23 protein-coding genes and 1 tRNA gene are annotated in these 21074 nt (G+C 64.3%); 18 read left to right on the top strand and 6 right to left on the bottom strand.

Annotated elements, in window-relative coordinates; all coding sequences use genetic code 11:
• Window positions 1–20 precede the first annotated feature (20 nt).
• The gene (locus IQ16_RS31890; RefSeq protein ID WP_430648219.1) at window positions 21–791 is read left to right on the top strand and encodes a TetR/AcrR family transcriptional regulator; all 771 of its coding nucleotides are present in this window, start codon (window positions 21–23) and stop codon (window positions 789–791) included.
• Window positions 792–826: 35 nt separating this feature from the next.
• Here IQ16_RS31890 and IQ16_RS31885 read toward each other — a convergent pair whose 3' ends face one another.
• The 3 genes from IQ16_RS31885 to IQ16_RS31875 are packed head-to-tail and all read right to left on the bottom strand — an operon-like array spanning window position 827 to window position 2249.
• A complete protein-coding gene (locus IQ16_RS31885) occupies window positions 827–1471 on the bottom strand; it encodes a TetR/AcrR family transcriptional regulator (RefSeq protein ID WP_018648629.1) in 645 nt (214 codons plus the stop codon).
• A gap of 8 nt (window positions 1472–1479) precedes the next feature.
• Entirely contained in the window at window positions 1480–1998 is a 519-nt protein-coding gene (locus IQ16_RS31880; protein ID WP_018648630.1) for a hypothetical protein, read from the bottom strand.
• Entirely contained in the window at window positions 1995–2249 is a 255-nt protein-coding gene (locus IQ16_RS31875) for a hypothetical protein (RefSeq protein ID WP_018648631.1), read from the bottom strand. The genes IQ16_RS31880 and IQ16_RS31875 overlap by 4 nt, the downstream gene beginning before the upstream one ends.
• A gap of 152 nt (window positions 2250–2401) precedes the next feature.
• Here IQ16_RS31875 and IQ16_RS31870 point away from each other — a divergent pair, with 152 nt between their 5' ends.
• Genes IQ16_RS31870 through IQ16_RS31840 form a run of 8 tightly spaced genes read left to right on the top strand, consistent with a single transcriptional unit; the run spans window position 2402 to window position 6836 of the window.
• The gene (locus IQ16_RS31870) at window positions 2402–2602 is read left to right on the top strand and encodes a hypothetical protein (RefSeq protein WP_018648632.1); all 201 of its coding nucleotides are present in this window, start codon (window positions 2402–2404) and stop codon (window positions 2600–2602) included.
• The gene (locus tag IQ16_RS45925) at window positions 2599–2754 is read left to right on the top strand and encodes a hypothetical protein (protein ID WP_018648633.1); all 156 of its coding nucleotides are present in this window, start codon (window positions 2599–2601) and stop codon (window positions 2752–2754) included. Before IQ16_RS31870 ends, IQ16_RS45925 begins: the two co-directional genes overlap by 4 nt.
• Before the next feature lie 18 nt (window positions 2755–2772).
• Window positions 2773–2991: a hypothetical protein gene (locus tag IQ16_RS31865; protein ID WP_026312948.1), complete on the top strand. Its 219-nt coding sequence runs from the start codon at window positions 2773–2775 to the stop codon at window positions 2989–2991.
• 58 nt (window positions 2992–3049) lie between these two features.
• Window positions 3050–3331, top strand: a complete 282-nt coding sequence (locus IQ16_RS31860) for a hypothetical protein (RefSeq protein WP_018648635.1) — start codon at window positions 3050–3052, stop codon at window positions 3329–3331.
• The gene (locus IQ16_RS31855) at window positions 3328–3954 is read left to right on the top strand and encodes a PepSY domain-containing protein (RefSeq protein WP_244635940.1); all 627 of its coding nucleotides are present in this window, start codon (window positions 3328–3330) and stop codon (window positions 3952–3954) included. Before IQ16_RS31860 ends, IQ16_RS31855 begins: the two co-directional genes overlap by 4 nt.
• A gap of 39 nt (window positions 3955–3993) precedes the next feature.
• Window positions 3994–5166 (top strand): DUF3734 domain-containing protein, encoded by a 1173-nt coding sequence (locus tag IQ16_RS31850; protein ID WP_145831955.1) that lies wholly within the window; start codon window positions 3994–3996, stop codon window positions 5164–5166.
• Between the two features lie 29 nt (window positions 5167–5195).
• Window positions 5196–5987, top strand: a complete 792-nt coding sequence (locus IQ16_RS31845; RefSeq protein ID WP_018648638.1) for an acetoacetate decarboxylase — start codon at window positions 5196–5198, stop codon at window positions 5985–5987.
• A 60-nt stretch (window positions 5988–6047) separates the two neighbouring features.
• Window positions 6048–6836, top strand: coding sequence for a 3-hydroxybutyrate dehydrogenase (locus tag IQ16_RS31840; protein ID WP_026312949.1), 789 nt, complete (start codon window positions 6048–6050; stop codon window positions 6834–6836).
• A gap of 502 nt (window positions 6837–7338) precedes the next feature.
• Here the strand turns inward: IQ16_RS31840 and IQ16_RS31835 are convergent.
• A tRNA-Gln gene (locus tag IQ16_RS31835) sits at window positions 7339–7413 on the bottom strand.
• Window positions 7414–7674: 261 nt separating this feature from the next.
• Between IQ16_RS31835 and IQ16_RS31830 the strand changes: the two genes are divergently transcribed.
• Window positions 7675–9453 (top strand): acyl-CoA dehydrogenase family protein, encoded by a 1779-nt coding sequence (locus tag IQ16_RS31830; protein WP_018648641.1) that lies wholly within the window; start codon window positions 7675–7677, stop codon window positions 9451–9453.
• A 94-nt stretch (window positions 9454–9547) separates the two neighbouring features.
• Here the strand turns inward: IQ16_RS31830 and IQ16_RS31825 are convergent, their stop codons facing one another.
• The gene (locus IQ16_RS31825) at window positions 9548–10786 is read right to left on the bottom strand and encodes an MFS transporter (protein WP_020608168.1); all 1239 of its coding nucleotides are present in this window, start codon (window positions 10784–10786) and stop codon (window positions 9548–9550) included.
• A gap of 306 nt (window positions 10787–11092) precedes the next feature.
• Between IQ16_RS31825 and IQ16_RS31820 the strand changes: the two genes are divergently transcribed.
• The 8 genes from IQ16_RS31820 (at window position 11093) to IQ16_RS31785 (ending at window position 20274) form a co-directional block, all read left to right on the top strand.
• The gene (locus IQ16_RS31820) at window positions 11093–11851 is read left to right on the top strand and encodes an enoyl-CoA hydratase-related protein (RefSeq protein WP_018648643.1); all 759 of its coding nucleotides are present in this window, start codon (window positions 11093–11095) and stop codon (window positions 11849–11851) included.
• 273 nt (window positions 11852–12124) lie between these two features.
• Window positions 12125–13780, top strand: coding sequence for a bifunctional metallophosphatase/5'-nucleotidase (locus IQ16_RS31815; RefSeq protein ID WP_018648644.1), 1656 nt, complete (start codon window positions 12125–12127; stop codon window positions 13778–13780).
• 134 nt (window positions 13781–13914) lie between these two features.
• Entirely contained in the window at window positions 13915–14844 is a 930-nt protein-coding gene (locus IQ16_RS31810; RefSeq protein WP_018648645.1) for a histone deacetylase family protein, read from the top strand.
• Between the two features lie 74 nt (window positions 14845–14918).
• Window positions 14919–15170, top strand: a complete 252-nt coding sequence (locus tag IQ16_RS31805; protein WP_018648646.1) for an exodeoxyribonuclease VII small subunit — start codon at window positions 14919–14921, stop codon at window positions 15168–15170.
• Window positions 15171–15754: 584 nt separating this feature from the next.
• Window positions 15755–17683: a 1-deoxy-D-xylulose-5-phosphate synthase gene (gene dxs / locus IQ16_RS31800; RefSeq protein ID WP_026312950.1), complete on the top strand. Its 1929-nt coding sequence runs from the start codon at window positions 15755–15757 to the stop codon at window positions 17681–17683.
• A gap of 37 nt (window positions 17684–17720) precedes the next feature.
• Window positions 17721–18275 (top strand): nucleoside 2-deoxyribosyltransferase, encoded by a 555-nt coding sequence (locus IQ16_RS31795; RefSeq protein WP_018648648.1) that lies wholly within the window; start codon window positions 17721–17723, stop codon window positions 18273–18275.
• Window positions 18276–18299: 24 nt separating this feature from the next.
• Complete coding sequence (locus tag IQ16_RS31790) at window positions 18300–19034, top strand: TlyA family RNA methyltransferase (RefSeq protein WP_018648649.1); 735 nt, start codon at window positions 18300–18302, stop codon at window positions 19032–19034.
• Window positions 19027–20274: a class I SAM-dependent RNA methyltransferase gene (locus IQ16_RS31785; protein ID WP_018648650.1), complete on the top strand. Its 1248-nt coding sequence runs from the start codon at window positions 19027–19029 to the stop codon at window positions 20272–20274. Before IQ16_RS31790 ends, IQ16_RS31785 begins: the two co-directional genes overlap by 8 nt.
• Window positions 20275–20279: 5 nt before the next feature.
• On the opposite strand, the gene IQ16_RS31780 is transcribed toward IQ16_RS31785, so the two are convergent.
• Window positions 20280–20879 carry a hypothetical protein gene (locus tag IQ16_RS31780; protein WP_026312951.1) on the bottom strand — a complete coding sequence of 200 codons (600 nt, stop codon included), beginning with the start codon at window positions 20877–20879 and terminating at the stop codon, window positions 20280–20282.
• Window positions 20880–21074: the final 195 nt, after the last annotated feature.

The following is a 21074-nucleotide window of genomic DNA, read 5'->3' as shown; positions in this document are numbered from 1 at the left end:
CGCTCGCCAAGCTCGGGAACGTGGGGCCTGACGAAATAATAAACTATACCGTATATTTTCTTTTTGTTGCCTTTCTTCGCGAGCCATGTCAAGTGGGAAAGCAACGCGCACAGACTCGTGATTTCGGAGGTTCAAGAATGAAGAAGACGAAGCGAGGCAGACCGCCCAAGGATCTTGCCGGCGACGCACAGGAGCGAATTCTCGATGCGGCCCAGCAGCTGTTTCTGGAGAAGGGCTACCGCAGCGCCAGCATCGACGACATTTCCGAGCTCGCTCCCGCGAGCAAGCCGACGATCTACGCCCACTTCCCCGGCAAGGAAGCGTTGTTCGCGGCGGTGGTGGCCCGCACCATCGACGGGTTGACGGACTTCGAGGGCTTCTCGCCCGAAGGCCGCACCATCGAGGACAAGTTGATGAGCCTCGGGACAGCCATTGTCGAAAGGGTGGTCGAGGAATCGCTGGGCATGGTGCGCGCGACGATCGCGGAATCGCAGCGGTTCCCCGAACTGAGCCGCAACGTTCACGACGCTGCGCGCGATCGCTCCCTGGCCGCGGTGTCTCAGCTGCTTGACGACGCCACGCAGAAGCTCGCTCGCACCCCGAGGGGCCCTTTCAGCGCCAAGCGAAGCCGCGCTACAGCGCAGATCTTTCTCGACCTCATTCTGCTGCCGATGCTGTTCCGGTCGCTCGTCGGCGAGACGCCGAAAGACCTGAAGAAGGAGCTTCCCGGCTTCGTGCGCGAGCGCGTCGGCTTTTTCCTGGCAGCCTGCGAGACGGACTGGTCGTACTAGCTGTCTTCTTTAGACGTGGCTTGGAAGCATTCGCATTAGCCGGCAGCCTTGAGCTGCACGTGAGCTGTCATCTCGGCCGGCTGCAGGAATGGCGTGCGACGCAAAGCGCCCGTACAAAATCTCAACATCTCGTCGAAGCTTGGCCGCAGCGTCGCGGCTCCGACCCGCGAAGGATTGAGATGGACATCCATGGCTTCCAGCAGGCAGCAGGTCAGCGCCATCGGACTGCCGCCCTGCAGTTCTCCGCGTGCTTGCCCAGCGCCGATGATCGGTCGCACCAGCCCTCGGATCCTGTCGTCGTAGGTGAGGACGACCGTCCAGTTCTGACGGACGGCCAGAGTTATCAGGTCTTGCAGTCGTCGATGCTTCGCCGGTCGACCTTCATTGCAGTCGGCGATGGCCTTCAGGATTGCGGCCAGGCGCCGTAACGCTGGCCCACTGGCGCGGGCCGCTTCAGCCGCCACACTGACTGTCTCCTCGAGCACCTCGGCCACCACAGCTTCCTCGATCGCCCGTCTTGAGGGAAAGAATCGATAGACGTTGGTTGAGGACATCGACAAGCTCCGCGCGATGTCGGCGACGGTGGTCTTGGTGTGGCCCATCTCGCCATAGAGATGGATGGCGGCCTGCACGATCTTGCGGCGGGCGCTCGTCATTCGGTCGTCAATCTGCTCGCGCATAACGTCTCTCAGTGCGCCGGAAGGTTCATCAGCTCGCGGCGGCAGGCTTCTCCGAAATCGCGCAAGGGATCCATTTCCTCGATGAATCTGGGGAGATCGACGAATGTGCGATTTGGCGAGAGATACGCTTCGATGATCAGGTGCCCGGCTCTCTCGGCGGCCTGAACGACGTCGTTGCTCGACAAGATCCGCATGCGTCCGACCAGCGTATAGAGGCTGACCAGTTGCGGGATTTCGGCCTGATCATTGACCAGGGCATCGGCATAGAGCCGCGACGCCTCCTCGATGAAGCTATGGTACAATTGTTCGCGCTTCGTGAACGAGCGGGCATGATGACGCTCGCGACGCCTTCGTCGTCCGCTAAACCATCCACTGACGATCGTCGAGACCGCACCGATCGCAGAGCCGCCGAAGGCAGCCAGGGCCGGTATGTACACCGTGCTCATAAGATCGCTCCTGTGTCCTGTTGCAGTGCGGATGTGGTTCAGGGCAGCGCCGGGCACATCAGCCGCAACTTCGCTCTTCATCTGCCCTTGCTTGATCCGGTGGATGCCTGCTCGAAGACTGCTTTACAGCCTTCGCTCAGATCCGACTTCCTTAGCCGCAGACAGGCTTCGACTCCCGATGGGTCGGGAATGTAGGCGCTGCACAGACGAAAGGCGTCGGGCGTGCAGGCCGCCCGCTGCTCCGGTGTCCCCCGGTTCTCCTGGGCAAAAGCTGCTGCGCTGCCAAGCGCGACTACGGCCGCTGCGAACAACGCCGGCATCGATTTCGTCATGTCAGATCCTTTCTCTGCTCGAGACTTCTGGTGAACCTGGCGGGGCCTCGCCCCTCGGTCTGCACACGCGCTTGTGACGCACTCGTCTTGACTCCGGCCGTGGCGCGTGATTTATATGAACTATACGGTGTATTTTATTAAGGAGACGCGGAATGTCAACACTGCTGTTCGCGTTGATGCGCGAAAATCCGTTGCCCGGCCTCGCCGCCGCATCGCTGAACGCGATTGTCGCCTTGTGCCTCGTGGCCCTGAGCCTCCTGCTTGGCATCACGATCGCGATGATCGCGTGGGCTCATACGCTCGCCACAGGCCAGAACAGCGCTGTTCGACTGGATCGGAGGGCGGTCGCATGACACCGGCCCTGCTGATCGCCCGCGACTGCATCATCTACTGGGTCAACATCTGGATCGCGCCGGTCGAATGCGTGTTCGACGTGATCGAGTCCGAACTCGCGCGCAGAGGCGTTGCGCCTGACGAAATCGACCGCCTCACGCGCACGGCGTGAAGGAGGACGGGACCCGAGATGCTGAACTTCATTGAAGTCTTTGATGGGATGGAAGTGAATCCGACCAGCGGCGAGGTCGTGTGGACTGGTAGGACCGGAACACGGGCAGCGCTCCAGCGTGACGGACTCACGATCGATCCGACGGCCGCAGCCTATTGTCCGACCGAATGGCTCGACGAGCGCGGCTATCTCGATGCCGAACGTGCGCGCCGGCATCCGCGCCCGTGGAGTATCTGACAATGATACGGACAGACGCCGTTTTCAGGAGCCGCACGTCATGAGCCGACGATCCGCCATGTTCATGCGCGCGAGCCGATCGACCGACGCCGCTCTTCCCTTGCGCGGCTATTTTCTGTCGGTCGGCGGCGCCCTGCTCTGCTTGCTTTGGGTGACCAGTTGGGTGCTCCCGGCCCAACTGCCAAGCCGCTTCGCGGAGCCGGATCCTGCGCGGCCTCCGATCCGCATCCACTCTGACGTGAAGGGGCCGGAGCGCGTCGTGATCGATACCAACCAGTCGCCGCCCACGCTCTCCGACAAGGAGATCTTTGTCGCTCACACGGCCCTCGCAGGCGATTGACCAACCAGACCGAGATTAATCCAATGTCGAAGCAGCATTTGTTTGCCCTGATCATGTGGTTCGCCACGCTCGCCGCGACTGCCGCCGTCGCCGACGTTCAAAAATCTGCGGATGCAGACAGCCGAAGCGCGAGCGCGCAGGGCCAGACCGAAGAGGCCGCGATCCAACGCGTGCTCACAGAGTTCCGCGCCACCCGCATCCCGCTCGGCCGGGCGATGACGATCGCAGAGCGCCTGCATGACGGCTCGAAGACGGCCGACATCAGCTTCGAGGTGGACGGCCCGCCCGTCTACCGCGTTCGCACGATCCGGAATGAGCACGTGTGGGAGAACGCCATCGACGCAAATACCGGAAGTATCACGGGCAAAGAGACGACGTCGTCGCTGAAGGAGCTCGATCGGGACGACCTCGCCAACATCGTCGCCTTGAAATGGATCAAGCCGGAATTGTCCGATGCCGTAGAGGTCGCCGAGAAAGCGGCAGCCGGCAGCGCGCTGGCCGGCGGACTGATCCGACAGGACGGCAAACTCAACTTCGTGATCGTCGTCGCCTCCGGGGACAATTTGAAAGAGGTGCTGCTCGAGCCTCCCGAGGTCGGAAAGCAAGACACCAGTCGCCATTAACACGAGCATGTTCATCAGCAACCAAAGAGCACACTCGCCATGAACTTCCAGCCTCGATCACAGTTCTCATCTGCACAACGGCAGCTTCCCTTCGAGTGCATAGCGCTGCTGTTGCAAGGCGGCGGTGCGCTCGGCGCCTATCAGGCCGGCGTCTATGAAGCCCTGGCCGAAGCCAGCATTCATCCCGACTGGGTTGCTGGCATCTCGATCGGAGCTATCAATGCCGCCATCATCGCCGGCAATCCGCCCGAGTCCCGTGTTGACCGCCTGCGCGATTTTTGGACCCAGGTCACCTCGACCGCGCCCTGGGATTGGTCCGGCAATCCTTTCCTGGATTGGACGCGGAGCGACAATACGCGCAACCTCATCAACCAGATGAGCGCCGGTCTTGCGGCCACGTGTGGCGCCACCGGATTCTTCTCCGCCCGTCCCGTCCTGCCCTGGCTGCAGCCCGGCGGAGCCAGCGATGCGACCAGCATCTATGACACGCGCGCGCTCAAGACCACGCTGGAGCGCCTGGTCGATTTCGATCGGCTAAATAGCGGGCTGACGCGCTTCAGCGCCGGCGCGGTCAACGTCAGAACCGGTAATTTCGTCTATTTCGACAACACGACCCATACGATCCGGCCGGAGCACATCATGGCGAGCGGCGCGCTGCCTCCGGGCTTTCCGGCGGTGGAGATCGAGGGCGAGCACTATTGGGACGGCGGTCTCGTCTCCAATACGCCGCTGCAATGGGTGATCGAATCTGATGCCCCGCAGGACATGCTCGCATTCCAGGTCGACCTCTGGAGCGCGCGCGGTCAACTTCCCCGCAACATGGCTGAGGTCGTCACGCGGCACAAGGAAATCCAGTATTCGAGCCGCACGCGCGCCAGCACCGACCAGTTCAAGCATGTGCAGCGCCTGCGGCGCGCACTCACGGATCTATTGAGGAGGCTGCCCGACGATCTCAGTCAGCATGAGACCGTGAAACTGCTCAGCACGGCGGTCTCGCGGAAAGTCTACAGCATCGTCCATCTGATCTATCGCGCACGTAATCACGAGGGGCACTCCAAGGATTACGAGTTCTCGCGCCTGTCGATGCAGGACCATTGGCAAGCCGGCTATCACGATGCACTGCGCACCCTGCGCCATCCCGAGGTGCTCGCTCGACCTTCGAGCCCCGACGGGGTCTTCACCTTCGATCTCGAACATGACGGCCGCGAGTAGCCCAATCTCATCGCCTGGAGAGAACGCAAATGCGCGAGACTGATGTGAAACAACGTGCTTTCGCCATGCCGCTGACCAGCCCGGCCTATCCGCCCGGGCCCTACCGGTTCGTCGATCGCGAATACCTGATCATCACCTACCGCACCGATCCGGCCAAGCTTCGAGCCGTCGTTCCGGGGCCGCTCGAGGTCGACGAGCGAGAAGCTCTCGTCAAATACGAGTTCATCCGGATGCCCGATTCCAACGGCTTTGGCGACTATACGGAAAGCGGACAGGTCATCCCCGTCTCCTTCCGCGGACGCAAGGGCGGCTATACCCATTGCATGTTCCTCAACGACGAAGGACCCATTGCGGGCGGACGCGAGCTATGGGGCTTTCCGAAGAAGCTCGCGCAGCCGACGTTGCGAACCGAGATCGACACGCTGATCGGCACGCTGGATTACGGCCCGCTCCGGGTCGCCACGGGGACGATGGGCTACAAGCACTGCGAGGCCGATCTGGCGAAGGTCAAGGCTGCGCTTAACGAGCCGAACTTCCTGCTCAAGATCATTCCGCACGTCGACGGCAGCCCGCGCGTCTGCGAGCTCGTTCAATATCATCTCGAGGACATCGTGCTGAAAGGTGCATGGACCGGGCCGGCGGCCCTGGACCTGACGCCACACGCCTTGGCGCCCGTCGCCGAACTGCCGGTTCTGGAGATCGTCTCAGCCGTCCACATCCGCGCCGACCTCACGCTCGGTCTCGGGACGGTGGTGCATGACTATCTGCACCAGCCGGCTCGCGGCTCGATTCGAGCCGGTGAGAGAGCTCTGGTCTTCTAAGTCAAAATGCGCGCCGCGCAGCTCGGTTCTGGTTGCTATGTTACAAGGAAAGTGCACGAGATGGGAATTCTGAACGGTAAGACGGCTGTCGTCACCGGCTCGACCAGCGGCATTGGCCTCGCCTGCGCCCAGGCCTTCGCCAAGGCGGGCGCCAATGTCGTGATGAATGGCATGGGCGCGCCCGCCGATATCGAGAATGAACGCGCTGCGATCGAGCGCGCTTTCGCGGTTAGGGCCATCTACTCGCCCGCGGACATGACGAAGCCGAACGAGGTTGCCGAGCTCATCGCTCTCGGCGAAGCGACGCTCGGCAGCGTTGACATCCTGGTCAATAATGCCGGCATCCAGCACGTTTCGCCGATCGAGGACTTTCCCGCCGAGAAGTGGGATGCGATCATCGCCATCAACCTGTCCGCCGCCTTCCATGCCATCCGCGCGGCGGTACCAGCCATGAAGAAGCGCGGCTGGGGCCGCATCATCACCACGGCCTCGGCGCATTCGCTGGTCGCCTCGCCCTTCAAATCGGCCTATGTCGCGGCCAAGCACGGCATCGCAGGACTCACCAAGACCGTGGCGCTGGAGCTCGCCCGGTCGAAGATCACCTGCAACTGCATTAGCCCCGGCTACGTCTGGACGCCGCTCGTGGAGAAGCAGATTCCGAACACGATGGCCGCCCGCCGCATGCGAAGAGATGAGGTGATCAGCGATGTCCTGCTCGCAGCGCAGCCGACCAAGGAGTTCGTCACTGTCGAGCAGGTCGCTTCGCTCGCCCTGTTCCTGTGCAGCGACGACGCCGCCCAGATCACGGGCGCCAACCTCTCGATGGATGGAGGCTGGACGGCTGCGTAGCCGCTTGCAATCACGGAGCTTTCAATCATCTCTCCTCTCAAGAAGTTAGCCGGTTCAACGTGACCAAGCGCCGCTTCCAGTGCGGAAGATAACCACCTGGCCAAGGCCCTGCGCGTATGCGAGGAGATCTTCAATGCGGATGTGCTGCCCTGCGATGCCGAGCTGATTGTCCCGAGCGACCTCTATGCAGCGATCGCTTCCGGTCCGTCGCGCCGGCAGGCGATGAAACGGCGAGGTGCGCAGGGCCGGGGAAAGGACCTGCGCCGCGAGATGCGGGTCCGACGGCCCGCCCTGCTCCATCGCCGACACGGCGGCGAGCGTCGGGATGGACAGCGTGTGGCTCTCGCCGAGCCTGGAAGCCGGTCCGCGCGCAGGCCCTTGTTAGCGACAGGCGCCAATTGTCACGGGTGTAGGCTAGCAGCGCGTCCAGCACGGTCGCTCACCGACATCAGCTCCCCAGCCAGGCCGGTTTCGCGAGCAATTTCAGGCTGGGCGGGCAATCTGGCTGGGGCGGGAGGGATCGAACCTCCGAATGGCGGAATCAAAATCCGCTGCCTTACCGCTTGGCTACGCCCCATCAGGCGACCTCGAGACGGCGGAAGAACCGGCTACCGCAGATTCCCTCGGGTCGCAGTCGGTCTATAGGGTGCGGCACGGCATTTCAACCGCCTGGAGGGGCAAAATACCACAGCCACGGGATCGGCGGCGCCACACTCTATATAATAGAGTCCGGGCGCAGGCGCTGTTCCGGAGCCGATCCGTTCAGCCTCGGGGCAGTTGAGACCGCCGGCATTTCATGGGAATACCGCGGCCAAGACCAGTCCCCGGGGAGTGAACCATGACCTACCGCGCGCCGATCTCTGACATGCTGCTGTCGCTCAACCATGGCGCCGGCCTGAAGGCGGCGGTGGAAGCCGGCCATTACGGCGATTTCGACGCCGACATTGCGGCCGCCGTGCTCGAGGAGGCCGGCAAGTTCGCAACCGACGTGCTGGCGCCGCTCAACAAGATCGGCGACGAGCACGGTATCAAGCTCGACGACGGCAAGGTCACGACCGCGCCGGGCTGGCCCGATGCCTACAAGCGCTGGACCGAGGGCGGCTGGAACGCGGTGTCGGGACCTGAGGATTTCGGCGGCCAGGGCCTGCCGATGGCGATCAACGCCGCCTGCACCGAGATCTGGAGCGCCGCCAACGTCGCCTTCGGCCTCTGCCCGCTGCTGACGGCCTCGGCGATCGAGGCGCTGGATGCGCACGGCAGCGACGAGCTGAAGACGATCTATCTCGAAAAGCTCGTCACCGGCGAATGGACCGGCACCATGCAGCTGACCGAGCCGCAGGCCGGCTCCGATGTCGGCGCGCTGCGCACCCGCGCCGAGAAGCAGCCCGACGGTACCTATCGCATCAAGGGGACGAAGATCTTCATCACCTATGGCGAGCACGACATGACCGACAACATCGTGCATTTCGTGCTGGCGCGCCTGCCGGACGCGCCCGCGGGGACCAAGGGGATCTCGCTCTTCCTCGTGCCGAAATTCATGGTCAATGCAGACGGCTCGCTCGGGAAGCGCAACGACATCTTTGCCAGCGGCGTCGAGCACAAGCTCGGCATGCATGCCTCGCCCACCTGCACCATGACCATGGGCGATCATGGCGGCGCGATCGGTTTCCTGATCGGCGAAGAGAACCAGGGCATGCGCTGCATGTTCACGATGATGAACCAGGCCCGCCTCGGCGTCGGCCTCGAGGGCGTCGGTGTCGCCGATCGCGCCTATCAGCAGGCGTTGTCCTATGCGCAGGAGCGCAAGCAGGGCCGCGCGGTCGGCAAGAAGGGCGAAGGCTCGGACGCGATCTTCGTCCATCCCGACGTCAAGCGCATGCTGATGCGGATGCGAGCACAGACCGCCGCCGCGCGCACCATCTGCTACGCCACCGCCGTCGCGCTCGACGTCTCCCTGCGCGCCAAGGATCCGAAGGTGCGCGCCGACGCCGCCGCGCGCGCGGCGCTGCTCACGCCGATGGCCAAGGGCTATTCCACCGACATCGGCAACGAGGTCGCCTATCTCGGGGTGCAGGTGCATGGCGGCATGGGCTTCATCGAGGAAACGGGCGCCGCGCAGCATTATCGCGACGCGCGTATCACCGCGATCTATGAGGGCACCAACGGCATCCAGGCGATCGACCTGGTCACGCGCAAGCTGGCGGCCAATGGCGGTGCTGCCGTGTGGGCGCTGCTCGACGAGCTCTCGGCCGTCGTGAAGCAGGTCGAAGCCTCCAACGATCCCGCCTTCGGCACCACCGGCACCAAGCTGCGCGAGGCGCTGGAGGCGTTGACGCGCACCAGCAAGTGGCTGCTGGAGCGCGTCACCTCGGCACCGAACGAGGCATTGGCCGGCGCGACGCCTTATCTGCAGCAGTTCGGCTCGACGCTCGGCGGCTGCATGCTGGCGTCCGAGGCGCTTGCCGCGAAAGCCGACGGCAATACCGACGCCGCGCGCTACGTCTCGCTCGCGCGTTTCTTCGCCGAGAACATCAGTGTGCAGGCCGGCGCGCTCGAGCGCACCGTGACGGAGAGTGCGGACTCGGTCGCGGCGGCGGATGCGGTGTTGCTGGGGTAAGTGAGGCCTGCGTAGCCCGGATGGAGCGTAGCGAAATCCGGGAAAGCTTCACCGCGGATACAATGGTCCCGGATTGCGCTGCGCTCCATCCGGGCTACGAAGCTGTGACATCGGCTCTTTTCCCCGGCCGCCACAGCACGATTCCCGCCGCCACCAGATCCAGCACCACACACATCGCAAACGCCGTCGTATAGGTGCCGGTAAAGCTGCGCACGAGGCCGACGATGCCCGGGCCGAAGGCGCTGACGACGCCGCTGATCGAGGTGCCCAATCCCATCGCGGCGGCAAAGGCGGCGGAGCCGAGCTCGCGCTGGATGATCAAAGGCGGGAACGTGATCATGTTGCCGATCGAGAAGCCGTAGACGGCGCAGCACGCCAGCAGCACGGTCGGATTCGTGCTTTGCAAAAGCACGAAGAGGGCGGCGGCCTGGCTCGTCATCGACGCCGCACAGGCAAGCCGCGGATCGAGCCGGTCGACGAACAGGCCGAGCGACAGGCGCCCGACCACCGCCATCGCGGCCATGATGGTCACCGCAAGGCCAGCATTGGCGCGACCGATCAGCGGTTCGAGGAACGTCACCTGGTGGATGATGAATCCCATCTGCGCCAGCAGCGCGATTGCGATCGGCAGCACCATGGTCCAGAACGCCGCATTGGCGAGCAGCGCCTTGCGCGACTGGGCCGGCGCGCCTGTGCCGGCACCGGATGGTCGTCCATCCGATGCCCGCGAGATTCCGGCAGGCCAACCGATGAAGCCGACGACCACCGGCAGCACCAGCACCACCATCACGATCGTTGCCGCCAGCATCGCCGAACGGAAGCCGATGCTGCCGGTCAGCGAGAGCAGCAGCGGAACGAGGATGATGCCGCCGCAGGTCGCGCCGTTGAAGGCGAGGCTGAGCGCAAGGCCGCGGCGCCGGTCGAACCAGGAATTCAGCAGGGTCGCGATCACCACGGTGCCCATCCCGGTCCATCCGACCGACATCAGCGCATAGGCGAGATAGAGCTGCCAGGGCGTCTGCATCAGCGCCAGCAGCACGGTCGAGGCGCCCAGCGCGGAAAGCCCGCACAGGATCAGCGAGCGCAGCCCGATGCGGGCAAGCAGATCGTCGGTGAAAATGACGAGGACGGAGGTCAACAGAAACGAGAAGGTGCTGGCCGTGGAGACCAGCGTGCCCGGCCAGCCATGGGCGCGCTGAAGCTCGGCGAGATAGACGCCCTGGCCGTAGAGGCCGAAGCCGAACATGAAGAAGGCCATCAGGAAGCAGGCCAGCACGACGCGCCAGCCACGGTAGGACAGCGAAGATTCGTCAACGCTCGTTGCGGCAACCATCAATCGCGCAGTCGGCCAAGTGGAACGGCAGAAGGCACGATCGTGCCTCACAACCACTGGTTTTTCAAACAAAACATTGTAGCCAATTGTTGCAATGCGCAATGGAGCGTGCAAGACAATACAACCGGCGCGACGCGCGGCGGCTCCCGGACGGAAGACAGTCATGACAGCGGTGTCATCCGCCGGTCTCACGGAATCGCTTTCGAAAAGGTCGCGCGGGCGGATTGGCACGCCTGCAAGATGATGTAGGCTGATGTTTGCGAGACTCGCCAAAGTCACGCGTCGCGGCGAGCCCAGGGGGTCCTTATGCCGAATGGCAATATCGTCGTCACCGAAGAGCGTGGAACGCGCGTGATCACGCTGCGCCGTCCGGGCAAGAAGAACGCGATCACCCAGGACATGTACCGGGAGATGAGCCACGCGATCGACACCGCGCAGAACAATCCCGATATCCGCTGCATGATCATCACCGGCGGCTCCGGCGTGTTCACCGCCGGCGATGATATCGACGATTTTCTCCATGCCGACACGGCGCGGCCGGAGACGCTGTCGAATGGCGCCAAGTTTCTCTATTCGCTCGCCCTCAACACCAAGCCGATCATCGCAGCCGTTGACGGTGCGTCGATCGGCATGGGCACCGTGATGCTGTTTCATTGCGACTACGTGCTCGCCTCGACAGCCGCGACGTTCTCCGCGCCCTACATCAAGCTCGGGCTCGTGCCGGTTGGCGCGGCCAGCCTCCTGATGCCGAACACGATGGGGTACCAGCGCGCCTTCGCGATGCTGGTGATGGGGCGGACCTTCACCGCCGCGGAAGCCGAAGCCGCGGGCTTCGTCAACAGCGTGGTCTCGCCGGGACACACGGAAGTCGAGGCGCGCAAGGTGGCGCGCGAGATCTGCCGGCTTCCGGCCGACGCAGTCGCGACCTCGCGCAAACTGCTGCGCACCCCGCCGGAGGGTTTGACCCGCCGCATCGACCAGGAGGCCCATCTGTTCGGCGAGCGGTTGAAATCGGACGACGCCGTGGCTGCGTTCAACGCGTTTGCGAACAGGAAGAAGCGGTGAGGTGTAGCGGCGCGGCTGTCACCCTCCCTCAAGGGGCGGGTGGGAGTGTGCGGCACGCGCGGGCTTCAACAAAAAGCCCCGTAGGGTGGGCAAAGGCGCCCTCGCGCCGTGCCCACCATCTATCCTCTAACCGCAACAGAAGCCGTGGGCACGCTTCGCTTTGCCCACCCTACGATAGTGCGGTCGGGACAGAATCCGTCATCCGGGAAGAAGGCCGGCACGCTCATGACAATGCTTCGTGAAATCTTCGCGTCGAACGACTAGTCTGGCTCCATGCAATACCGATCCATCCTTGCTGCACTCGCGCTGACCTGCGCCCTTCCCGCCTCTGCCCAGACCGCCGCCCCCGTCGAGCTGCGCATTCTCGCTATCAATGATTTCCACGGCAATCTGCGGCCGCCGCCCGGCGGCATCCGCATCAATGATCCCGAAGATAAGAGCAGGAAGGTGATGGTCGCTGCCGGCGGCGCCGAGTACATGGCGACGCTGGTCAAGCAGTTGCGCGAAGGGCACAAGAACACGATCTTCGTTGCCGCCGGCGATTTGATCGGGGCGAGCCCGTTCCTGTCGGCGATGTTCCACGACGAGCCCTCGATCGAGTCGCTCTCGATGATGGGGCTTGCGATCACCTCGGTCGGCAATCACGAATTCGACGAGGGCAAGACAGAGCTTTTGCGGATGCAGAACGGCGGCTGCCATCCGCTCGACGGCTGCCAGGGCCCGCATCCGTTCACGGGCGCCAAATTCCATTATCTCGCGGCCTCCACAATCGAGACCGCGACCGGCAAGACCGCGCTGCCGCCCTACGAGATCAGGGAGTTCGACGGCATCCCCGTCGCCTTCATCGGACTGACCCTGAAGGAGACCGCGGGCATCGTCTCGCCATCAGGCATTGCCGGGCTCGAATTCCGCGACGAGGCCGAGACGGTGAACGCGCTGGTGCCGCAACTGAAGGCGCGCGGCGTCGAAGCGATCGTGGTGCTGATCCACCAGGGCGGCGAGCCCTCGGGCGACTACAACGAATGCCCCGCCATTACGGGGCCCATCGTCGACATCGTGAAAAAATTCGATCGCGCGGTCGACGTCGTCGTCAGCGGCCACACCCACCGCGCCTATGTCTGCGATATCGACGGCCGGCTCGTCACCAGCGGCGACAAATACGGCACGCTGGTCACGGCGATCGACCTCAAGCTCGATCCTGTGACCCGCGACATCGTCGGCGCCAGGGGCGAGAACGTCATCGTCGCCAATGCCTCGCTCGCGAAGGACCCGGAACAGACCGCATTGATCGACGCCTATGACAAGCTGTCCGCGCCGATTGCCAACCGGCCGGCCGGATCGGTGACGCAGACGCTCTCGCGCGTTCCGAACGAGGCCGGCGAAAGCGCGCTCGGCGACATCATTGCGGATGCTCAGCTCGCAGCGACCAGGGACGCCAAGGATGGCGGCGCCGTCATCGCGCTCACCAATCCCGGCGGAATCCGCACCGATATCGTTCCGAAGGAGAACGGCGCGATAACGTTCGGCGATGTCTTCGCCAGCCAGCCGTTTCGCAATCGCCTCGTCACCATGACGCTGACCGGCAGCCAGCTCAAGGACATGCTGGAACAACAATGGCTCGATCCGAAGCGGCCGCGGATCCTGCAGGTGTCGAACGGGTTCAGCTACACCTGGGATAGCTCGAAGCCGTTCGGCGAGCGCGTGATGGCTGACAAGATGACGCTCAGCGGCAGGCCGATCGAGCAGGCCAGCGGCTACCGCGTCACCCTCAACGATTACCTCGCCGTCGGCGGCGACGGATTCACGGTCGCCAAGCAGGGCGCGGCGCCGCAATATGGCGGCTACGACGCCGATGCGCTGTTCGCCTTTTTCCGGGCGCACGGGCCGATTGGACCGCTGCCACTGAGCCGCATCCTGCGCGTGAATTGATCCGGATCAAACGGGCCGGAACGGGACAACCCTTTGCCATTCCCATCCAAGCGCATAGATTGGGTTTGGCATTGCGTTTTGGCGCCGGATGGGCCAAGCGACGTCAAGAGCCCATTCCCAGTGAGCCCGACCTGATGAGCACGCTTCTTCTTTCCCACAAGGCCTGCCTCGACCACGTCACGCCGCCGGGACACCCCGAACGGCCCGATCGCCTGCGCGCGGTGGAGGAAGCGCTGTCGCATGAGCGTTTCCAGTTCCTGGTTCGCGACCAGGCGCCGGAGGGCGATCTCGATCTCGTCACGCTGTGCCACAACGAGCATTACGTCACCGAGCTGCGCCACATCGCGCCGACCAGCGGCCAGGTCTATATCGACGGCGACACCTCGATGTCCCCGGGCACGTGGGAGGCGGTGATGCGCGGCGTCGGCGGTGCGGTGGCGGCGACCGAAGCCGTGATGAATGGCGAGCACCGCAACGCCTTCGTCGCGGTGCGCCCGCCCGGCCATCACGCCGAGATCGGCAAGCCGATGGGCTTCTGCTTCTTCGACAATGTCGCGATCGCCGCGCGCCATGCGCAGCGCAAATACGGCATCAAGCGCGCGGCCATCGTCGATTTTGACGTGCATCACGGCAACGGCACGCAGGACATCTTCTGGTCGGACCCGACCGTGATGTACTGCTCGACGCACCAGATGCCGCTGTTTCCGGGCACAGGTGCGAAGAGCGAGCGCGGCGACCACGACACCATCGTCAACGCGCCGCTGGCGTCAGAAGACGGCGGGCCGGAATTCCGTTCCGCATTCGAGAATCTGATCCTGCCGCAGCTCGAAAAATTCAGCCCCGAGCTGCTCATCATCTCGGCCGGCTTCGATGCGCATTACCGCGATCCGCTGGCGTCGCTGAACCTGCGCGCCGAAGACTACGCCTGGGTGACGCGCAAGCTGATGGACCTCGCCGACAAGTCTGCCGGGGGCCGCGTTGTTTCGGTGCTCGAGGGCGGCTATGACCTGCAAGGACTGAAAGAATCTGTTACGGCGCATGTCGGCGCCCTGATGGGCGCTTGAAAGCACTCGCCACATTAAGCCCGCAAAACCCGCCTTCACTGCAAGGCATGCGAACCGGGCAATCGGAAACGGATATGGCCGAAAACACCCAAATCGACGTCTCCAGGCTCACCTTCGAGCGCGCGATCGAGGAACTCGAAACGATCGTGAAGCGGCTCGAGGACGGCAAGGTGCCGCTCGAGGAATCCGTGACGATCTACGAGCGCGGCGAGGCCCTGAAGCGCCGCTGCGAGGAACTGTTGCGCCAAGCCGAGGCCCGCGTCGACAAGATCACCACCGATGCCAGCGGCCAGCCCACCGGAACCGCACCGCTCGACGTCCAGTAAGGCAGACGTCGAGCCCCCGTTCGGGCATCTGAAGCCTGCATTTTTTCATGATCGCACGCCGCTGGATTCCTCGGACGCGGCAGGCCGACCCGGGATGAGGATCTGGGAACCGTCTCCGGAGGGCCACCCGGCCCTCGAATCCGGCGAAAAAGCGGTTGCTTCCGCTCAAAAATACTGCCCCGGAACCGGGCAAGTCTGGAACCCCCCGCCGGCGCCGCGATTAACCACTCTGGCCCGGGGGTTGCACGTGCATGCCCGTAATCGGCCCAGCGGGTTGGCTTTGGCCCAAGCTTTGGTGTAAAGCTGCGCGGAGTGTGGCTTTTTGTAAGCCTTGCGTGGGCACTGATTACCAACGACAAGCGCTTCAAATTGCTAATGAAATTGGCTGGGACGGACGAAGCCGATCTAAGTGACAGGGATCACAGAGACTGAACCGGAGCGCACCTAAGCTCACCTAAGCTTGAAGACGGGGCCTTGCCCCATGCAGGTGGCTCCGACGGTTTAAGGACTCGCGCTGCGCCGATATTGTGCAAACCCATCGCGCACCGGAACGATCTTCCGGTGCTGACAAATTGGAAATCGCCGTGAACGCATACAGTAAGACGCCGCTTCTCGACACCATCCGGACGCCGGAAGACCTGCGCAAGCTTAAGATCGAGCAGGTTCGCCAGGTCGCCGACGAGCTGCGGCAGGAGACCATCGACGCCGTCTCGGTGACCGGCGGTCACTTCGGCGCGGGCCTCGGCGTGGTCGAGCTCACCACCGCGATCCATTATGTCTTCGATACGCCGCGCGACCGCCTGATCTGGGACGTCGGCCACCAGGCCTATCCGCACAAGATCCTCACCGGCCGGCGCGACCGCATTCGCACGCTGCGCACCGGCGGCGGCCTGTCCGGCTTCACCAAGCGCAGCGAGAGCGACTACGATCCGTTCGGCGCGGCGCATTCCTCGACCTCGATCTCCGCCGGCCTCGGCATGGCCGTGGCACGCGACCTCTCCGGCGGCAAGAACAACGTCATCGCCGTGATCGGTGACGGTGCGATGTCGGCCGGCATGGCCTATGAGGCCATGAACAATGCCGGTGCGATGAACTCGCGCCTGATCGTCATCCTCAACGACAACGACATGTCGATCGCGCCGCCAGTCGGCGCCATGAGCGCCTATCTGTCGCGGCTCTACTCCGGCAAGACCTATCGCACGCTGCGCGAGGCGGCCAAGCAGATCAACAAGCGCCTGCCCAAGATCATCGCCAACCGCGCCAACCGCGTCGAGGAATATTCGCGCGGCTTCATGATGGACGGCGGCACGCTGTTCGAGGAGCTCGGCTTCTATTACGTCGGCCCGATCGACGGCCATAACCTCGACCACCTCCTGCCCGTGCTGAAGAACGTGCGCGACATGGAGGAAGGCCCGATCCTGGTCCACGTCGTGACCCAGAAGGGCAAGGGCTACGGCCCGGCGGAAGCTTCCGCCGACAAGTACCATGCCGTCGTCAAGTTCGACGTCGCGACCGGCACGCAAGCCAAGGCCAAGCCGAATGCGCCGGCCTATCAGAACGTGTTCGGCGCGAGCCTCGTCAAGGAAGCGCAGAAGGACGACAAGATCGTCGCCATCACCGCGGCGATGCCGTCGGGCACTGGCGTCGACATCTTCAACAAGGCCTTCCCGGACCGCACCTTCGACGTCGGCATCGCCGAGCAGCACGCGGTGACCTTCGCCGCAGGTCTTGCCAGTGAAGGCTACAAGCCGTTCTGCGCGATCTACTCGACCTTCCTGCAACGCGGCTACGACCAGATCGTGCATGACGTCGCGATCCAGAACCTGCCCGTGCGCTTCGCCATCGACCGCGCCGGCCTCGTCGGCGCCGACGGCGCAACGCATGCCGGCTCGTTCGACAACGCCTATCTCGGCTGTCTGCCCAACATGGTGATCATGGCGGCGGCGGACGAAGCCGAGCTCGTGCACATGGTGGCGACGCAGGTCGCGATCAACGACCGCCCGAGCTCGCTGCGCTATCCGCGCGGCGAAGGCCGCGGCATCGAGATGCCCGAAGTCGGCATTCCGCTCGAGGTCGGCAAGGGCCGCATGATCCGCCAGGGCAGCAAGATCGCCCTGCTCTCCTTCGGCACGCGCCTCGCCGAATGCGAGAAGGCGGCCGACGAGCTCGCCGCGCACGGCCTGTCGACCACGATCGCGGATGCGCGCTTCATGAAGCCGCTCGACACCGAGCTGGTGCTCAAGCTCGCCCGCGACCACGAGATCCTGATCACGATCGAGGAAGGCTCGGTCGGCGGCTTCGGCTCGCATGTGGCGCAGTTCCTGACCGACCAGGGCGCGCTCGACAGCGGCATGGTCAAGTTCCGTTCGATGGTGCTGCCCGACGTGTTCCAGGACCACGACACGCCCGCCGCGATGTACGGCCGCGCCGGTCTCGACGCCAAGGGCATCGTCGCCAAGGTGTTCGAAGCGCTCGGCAAGGACGTGAAGGCCGAGACGGTCAAGCTCGCCTGAGGGCGAGCTTCGGCCTTCGGCGAAGCGATACACTCCCATGAAAATCTATCTGGCAGGTCCCGACGTGTTCCTGCCGGATGCCGTCGACATCGGCCGCCGCAAGGCTGTGATCTGTGCGGCGCACGGGCTTACCGGCCTTTATCCCCTCGACAACGCCATCGACCTCACCGCGCCCGACGCCTCGCGGCAGATCTTTTGTGGCAACGAGGCCATGATGGATGCGGCCGATGCCATCATCGCCAACCTTACCCCGTTCCGCGGCGCGGGCGCCGATCCCGGCACCGTCTACGAGCTTGGCTACATGGCCGGCCGCCGCAAATTCTGCCTGGCCTATTCCAACGATGGGGCCGTCTATGCCGACCGTGTCGGTCGCTTCATGGAGGTCACCTCCGAGGATGGGCGGCTGGTCGATGCCCAGGGGTTGACGGTCGAGGACTTCGGCCTCGTCGAGAATCTCATGATGATCCATGCGCTGGAGCTGCACGGCTGCCCGCTGGTGACGCCTGCCTCGATGCCCATCGACGTCTGGCACGATCTTGCCGCGTTCGAGACTTGCGTCCGGATGGCGGCCGCGCGATTGATCGCTAAATAAGCGCCAATCCTCGTTGGAGAGCCAATGTCCCCTGCCCGCAAGCGCGCGGATGTATTGCTGGTCGAGCGCGGCCTGTTCGAGAGCCGGGCACGGGCGCGCGCGGCGATCGAGGCCGGCCTCGTCACCGCCGACGACAAACCGGTTTCAAAACCGTCGGAGACCATCGGCGAGGACGCGGTGATCCAGGCCGAGCCCGCACACCCCTACGTCTCGCGCGGCGGCGTCAAGCTCGCCGGCGCGCTGGAGCGCTATCCCATCGAGATCGAGGACCATATCTGCCTCGATGTCGGTGCCTCCACCGGCGGCTTCACCGAAGTGCTGCTGGCCAACGGCGCGAGCCTGGTGTTCGCGGTCGATGTTGGCACCAGCCAGCTACATCCCTCGCTGCGCGGTCATCCCAAAATCGTATCGATGGAGGAGACCGATATCCGCGCCTATGACGGCAAGCGCCTGCCGGCCCGGCCCGATGTCGTCGTGATCGATGTCAGCTTCATCTCGCTCAAGAGCGTGCTGCCCGTGGCGCTGTCGCTTGCGGCCGCGCCCATGAGCCTGCTGGCGCTGATCAAGCCGCAATTCGAGGCTGACAGGAAGCACAACAAGAAGGGCATCATCCGCGACGCCGCCGTGCATCAGGCGATCTGCGACGACATCGCGGCGTTTGCAGCCTCGCTCGGCTGCACCGACATCGAGGTGTTTCCCTCCTCGATCGCGGGCGGCGACGGCAATATCGAATTCTTCCTGGGCGCGCGCCGTGGTTGAGCGCTTGACCATCGATCATGTCGGCCATCGCGGCGACGGCGTCTCGCTCACCACGGGCGATGCGGTTTATGTGCCCTACACACTTCGAGGCGAGACCGTCGAGGTCGATCACGTCGCGGGACACCATCCCGACCGCCGCAAGCTGCTGGCGGTGGACGTCGCCAGCCCCGAGCGCATCGAACCGTTCTGTCCGCATTTCGGGGTCTGCGGTGGCTGCGCCATCCAGCACTGGGCCGCGGAGCCTTATCACGCCTGGAAGCGCGGCACCGTGGTGGAGACGCTGGCGCAGGCCGGCCTCGATTGCAAGGTGGCGCCGCTGGTCGACGCCCATGGCGCGGGGCGCAGGCGCATCACGCTGCATGGCCGGTTCGGCACGCATGACGTCCTCAAGGTCGGCTTTTCCGCGACGAGCTCGCACGACGTCATCCCGATCCATCGCTGCCCGATCCTCGATCCCGCACTCGAGGGCGCGCTCGATGCCGCCTGGGCGATCGCAGAGCCGCTGACGTCCAAAATGCCCGTGACCAAGCCGCTCGACGTCCAGGTCACCGCCACCCTCAACGGGCTCGACGTCGACGTGCGCGGCTCCGGCCCGCTGCCGACGCCGCTCGTTACGGCATTGTCGCGCATCGCCGAGCAGCATCGCCTGGCGCGGCTGACACGGCATGGCGAGCTGGTGCTGCAGCGTCTCGCCCCGACCGTGCGAATGGGCCGCGCGGAAGTGACACTGCCGCCGGGCTCGTTCCTGCAAGCCACCGTCGCCGGCGAAGAGACGCTGGCCGCGCTGGTCGCAGAGCGCGTCGGCAAGGCCAAGGAGGTTCTCGACCTCTTCTGCGGCGTCGGACCGTTTGCATTGCGGCTCGCCGAGAAGGCGCGTGTCACCGCCTATGACAGCGATGCCGGTGCGATCGCCGCGCTCGCAAAGGCTGCGCGCACGCCCAGCCTGAAGCCGATCAAGGCCGAGCCGCGCGACCTGTTCCGCCGCCCCCTGGTGCCGCCGGAGCTGCGCGATTTCGATGCCGTGGTGTTCGATCCCCCGCGCCAGGGCGCGCAGGCGCAGGCGCTGAAGCTCGCCGCGAGCAAGGTTCCCGTCGTGGTGGCGGTGTCCTGCAACGTCGCGACCTTCGCCCGCGACGCGCGGCTCTTGATCGACGGCGGCTACAAGATCGAGAGCGTCGTGCCGGTCGACCAGTTCCGCCACACGCCGCATGTGGAATTGGTCGCGAAGTTCACGCGATAATTTTCTTAGCGCCGAAGTCCACTCAGCGCCGGTGACTCACCGGGCAGCATGTTCGACCTGATATCGCTGTCCATGCGGCTCGAGTCCTGCTGGATGAACCCGGCCCCGAACGACAGGCTGAGGTTGGAGGTCGGCTTGAACTCGACGCCGGCGAACCCGCTGTATCCCGGTGCTGTGCTGGATGTCAGCGGCGCAATCGAGCTGCCGATGCCGTTGCCATATTTCAGCGTGTCGAAACCGGCAAAGAACGTGACGGGCATGCCGCCCGCAGTCTTGGTGTTGTAGCCGAACTGCGTGCTGTCATAGGAGAGCGCGCTGAAATTACCGGCCAGGCCAGTCTGACTGAGGCCGCTCCAATTCAGGTTGCCACGCTGGCTGCCGACGAAGAAGCCGTTGGCAAAGTTGGCACGCCCGCCTGCGTCGGCGGCATTGAAGCTCGGAAAATTGCCGTAGGTGTCGGAGCTCTGGCCATCGCTGCCGCCATAGCCGAAGGCCCCACCCGGGATCCAATATCTCAGGGGTGCGACCTGCGCATGAGTGGGGGCTCCACCGAAGCAGAGCATCAAGAGAGTTGCAAGACCACAGGAACGTGCAAGGCTGGGCATTCAGGCGACCGTCAAAAAGTTCGTAAATTATACGCCCAGGAGCGTGCGAATACCAGCGACGCGGTGCCAGTGATGCCCTCATCCAGTTCCCGATCACCTCTTCCTGACGCGTTGAACCTCCTCCGCGTCGGATTGACCCATTTAAGGGACGCGCGCAAGCTCGCGCCCGCGCTTTGATTGCGCAGACCTTTGAAA

The organism is Bradyrhizobium huanghuaihaiense, from assembly GCF_007830635.1.
Taxonomy (GTDB): Bacteria; Pseudomonadota; Alphaproteobacteria; order Rhizobiales; family Xanthobacteraceae; genus Bradyrhizobium; species Bradyrhizobium huanghuaihaiense.
Note: the sequence above shows the minus strand (reverse complement) of the source record. Positions and strands in the feature narration are given on the sequence as shown.

Coding starts and splice junctions, on each gene's coding strand:
- IQ16_RS31885 (WP_018648629.1), bottom strand. CDS start 1,471: ATGCGCGAGCAGATTGACGACCGAATGACGAGCGCCCGCCGCAAGATC.
- IQ16_RS31880 (WP_018648630.1), bottom strand. CDS start 1,998: ATGAAGAGCGAAGTTGCGGCTGATGTGCCCGGCGCTGCCCTGAACCAC.
- IQ16_RS31875 (WP_018648631.1), bottom strand. CDS start 2,249: ATGACGAAATCGATGCCGGCGTTGTTCGCAGCGGCCGTAGTCGCGCTT.
- IQ16_RS31870 (WP_018648632.1), top strand. CDS start 2,402: ATGTCAACACTGCTGTTCGCGTTGATGCGCGAAAATCCGTTGCCCGGC.
- IQ16_RS45925 (WP_018648633.1), top strand. CDS start 2,599: ATGACACCGGCCCTGCTGATCGCCCGCGACTGCATCATCTACTGGGTC.
- IQ16_RS31865 (WP_026312948.1), top strand. CDS start 2,773: ATGCTGAACTTCATTGAAGTCTTTGATGGGATGGAAGTGAATCCGACC.
- IQ16_RS31860 (WP_018648635.1), top strand. CDS start 3,050: ATGTTCATGCGCGCGAGCCGATCGACCGACGCCGCTCTTCCCTTGCGC.
- IQ16_RS31850 (WP_145831955.1), top strand. CDS start 3,994: ATGAACTTCCAGCCTCGATCACAGTTCTCATCTGCACAACGGCAGCTT.
- IQ16_RS31845 (WP_018648638.1), top strand. CDS start 5,196: ATGCGCGAGACTGATGTGAAACAACGTGCTTTCGCCATGCCGCTGACC.
- IQ16_RS31840 (WP_026312949.1), top strand. CDS start 6,048: ATGGGAATTCTGAACGGTAAGACGGCTGTCGTCACCGGCTCGACCAGC.
- IQ16_RS31830 (WP_018648641.1), top strand. CDS start 7,675: ATGACCTACCGCGCGCCGATCTCTGACATGCTGCTGTCGCTCAACCAT.
- IQ16_RS31825 (WP_020608168.1), bottom strand. CDS start 10,786: ATGGTTGCCGCAACGAGCGTTGACGAATCTTCGCTGTCCTACCGTGGC.
- IQ16_RS31820 (WP_018648643.1), top strand. CDS start 11,093: ATGCCGAATGGCAATATCGTCGTCACCGAAGAGCGTGGAACGCGCGTG.
- IQ16_RS31815 (WP_018648644.1), top strand. CDS start 12,125: ATGCAATACCGATCCATCCTTGCTGCACTCGCGCTGACCTGCGCCCTT.
- IQ16_RS31810 (WP_018648645.1), top strand. CDS start 13,915: ATGAGCACGCTTCTTCTTTCCCACAAGGCCTGCCTCGACCACGTCACG.
- IQ16_RS31805 (WP_018648646.1), top strand. CDS start 14,919: ATGGCCGAAAACACCCAAATCGACGTCTCCAGGCTCACCTTCGAGCGC.
- IQ16_RS31795 (WP_018648648.1), top strand. CDS start 17,721: ATGAAAATCTATCTGGCAGGTCCCGACGTGTTCCTGCCGGATGCCGTC.
- IQ16_RS31790 (WP_018648649.1), top strand. CDS start 18,300: ATGTCCCCTGCCCGCAAGCGCGCGGATGTATTGCTGGTCGAGCGCGGC.
- IQ16_RS31780 (WP_026312951.1), bottom strand. CDS start 20,879: ATGCCCAGCCTTGCACGTTCCTGTGGTCTTGCAACTCTCTTGATGCTC.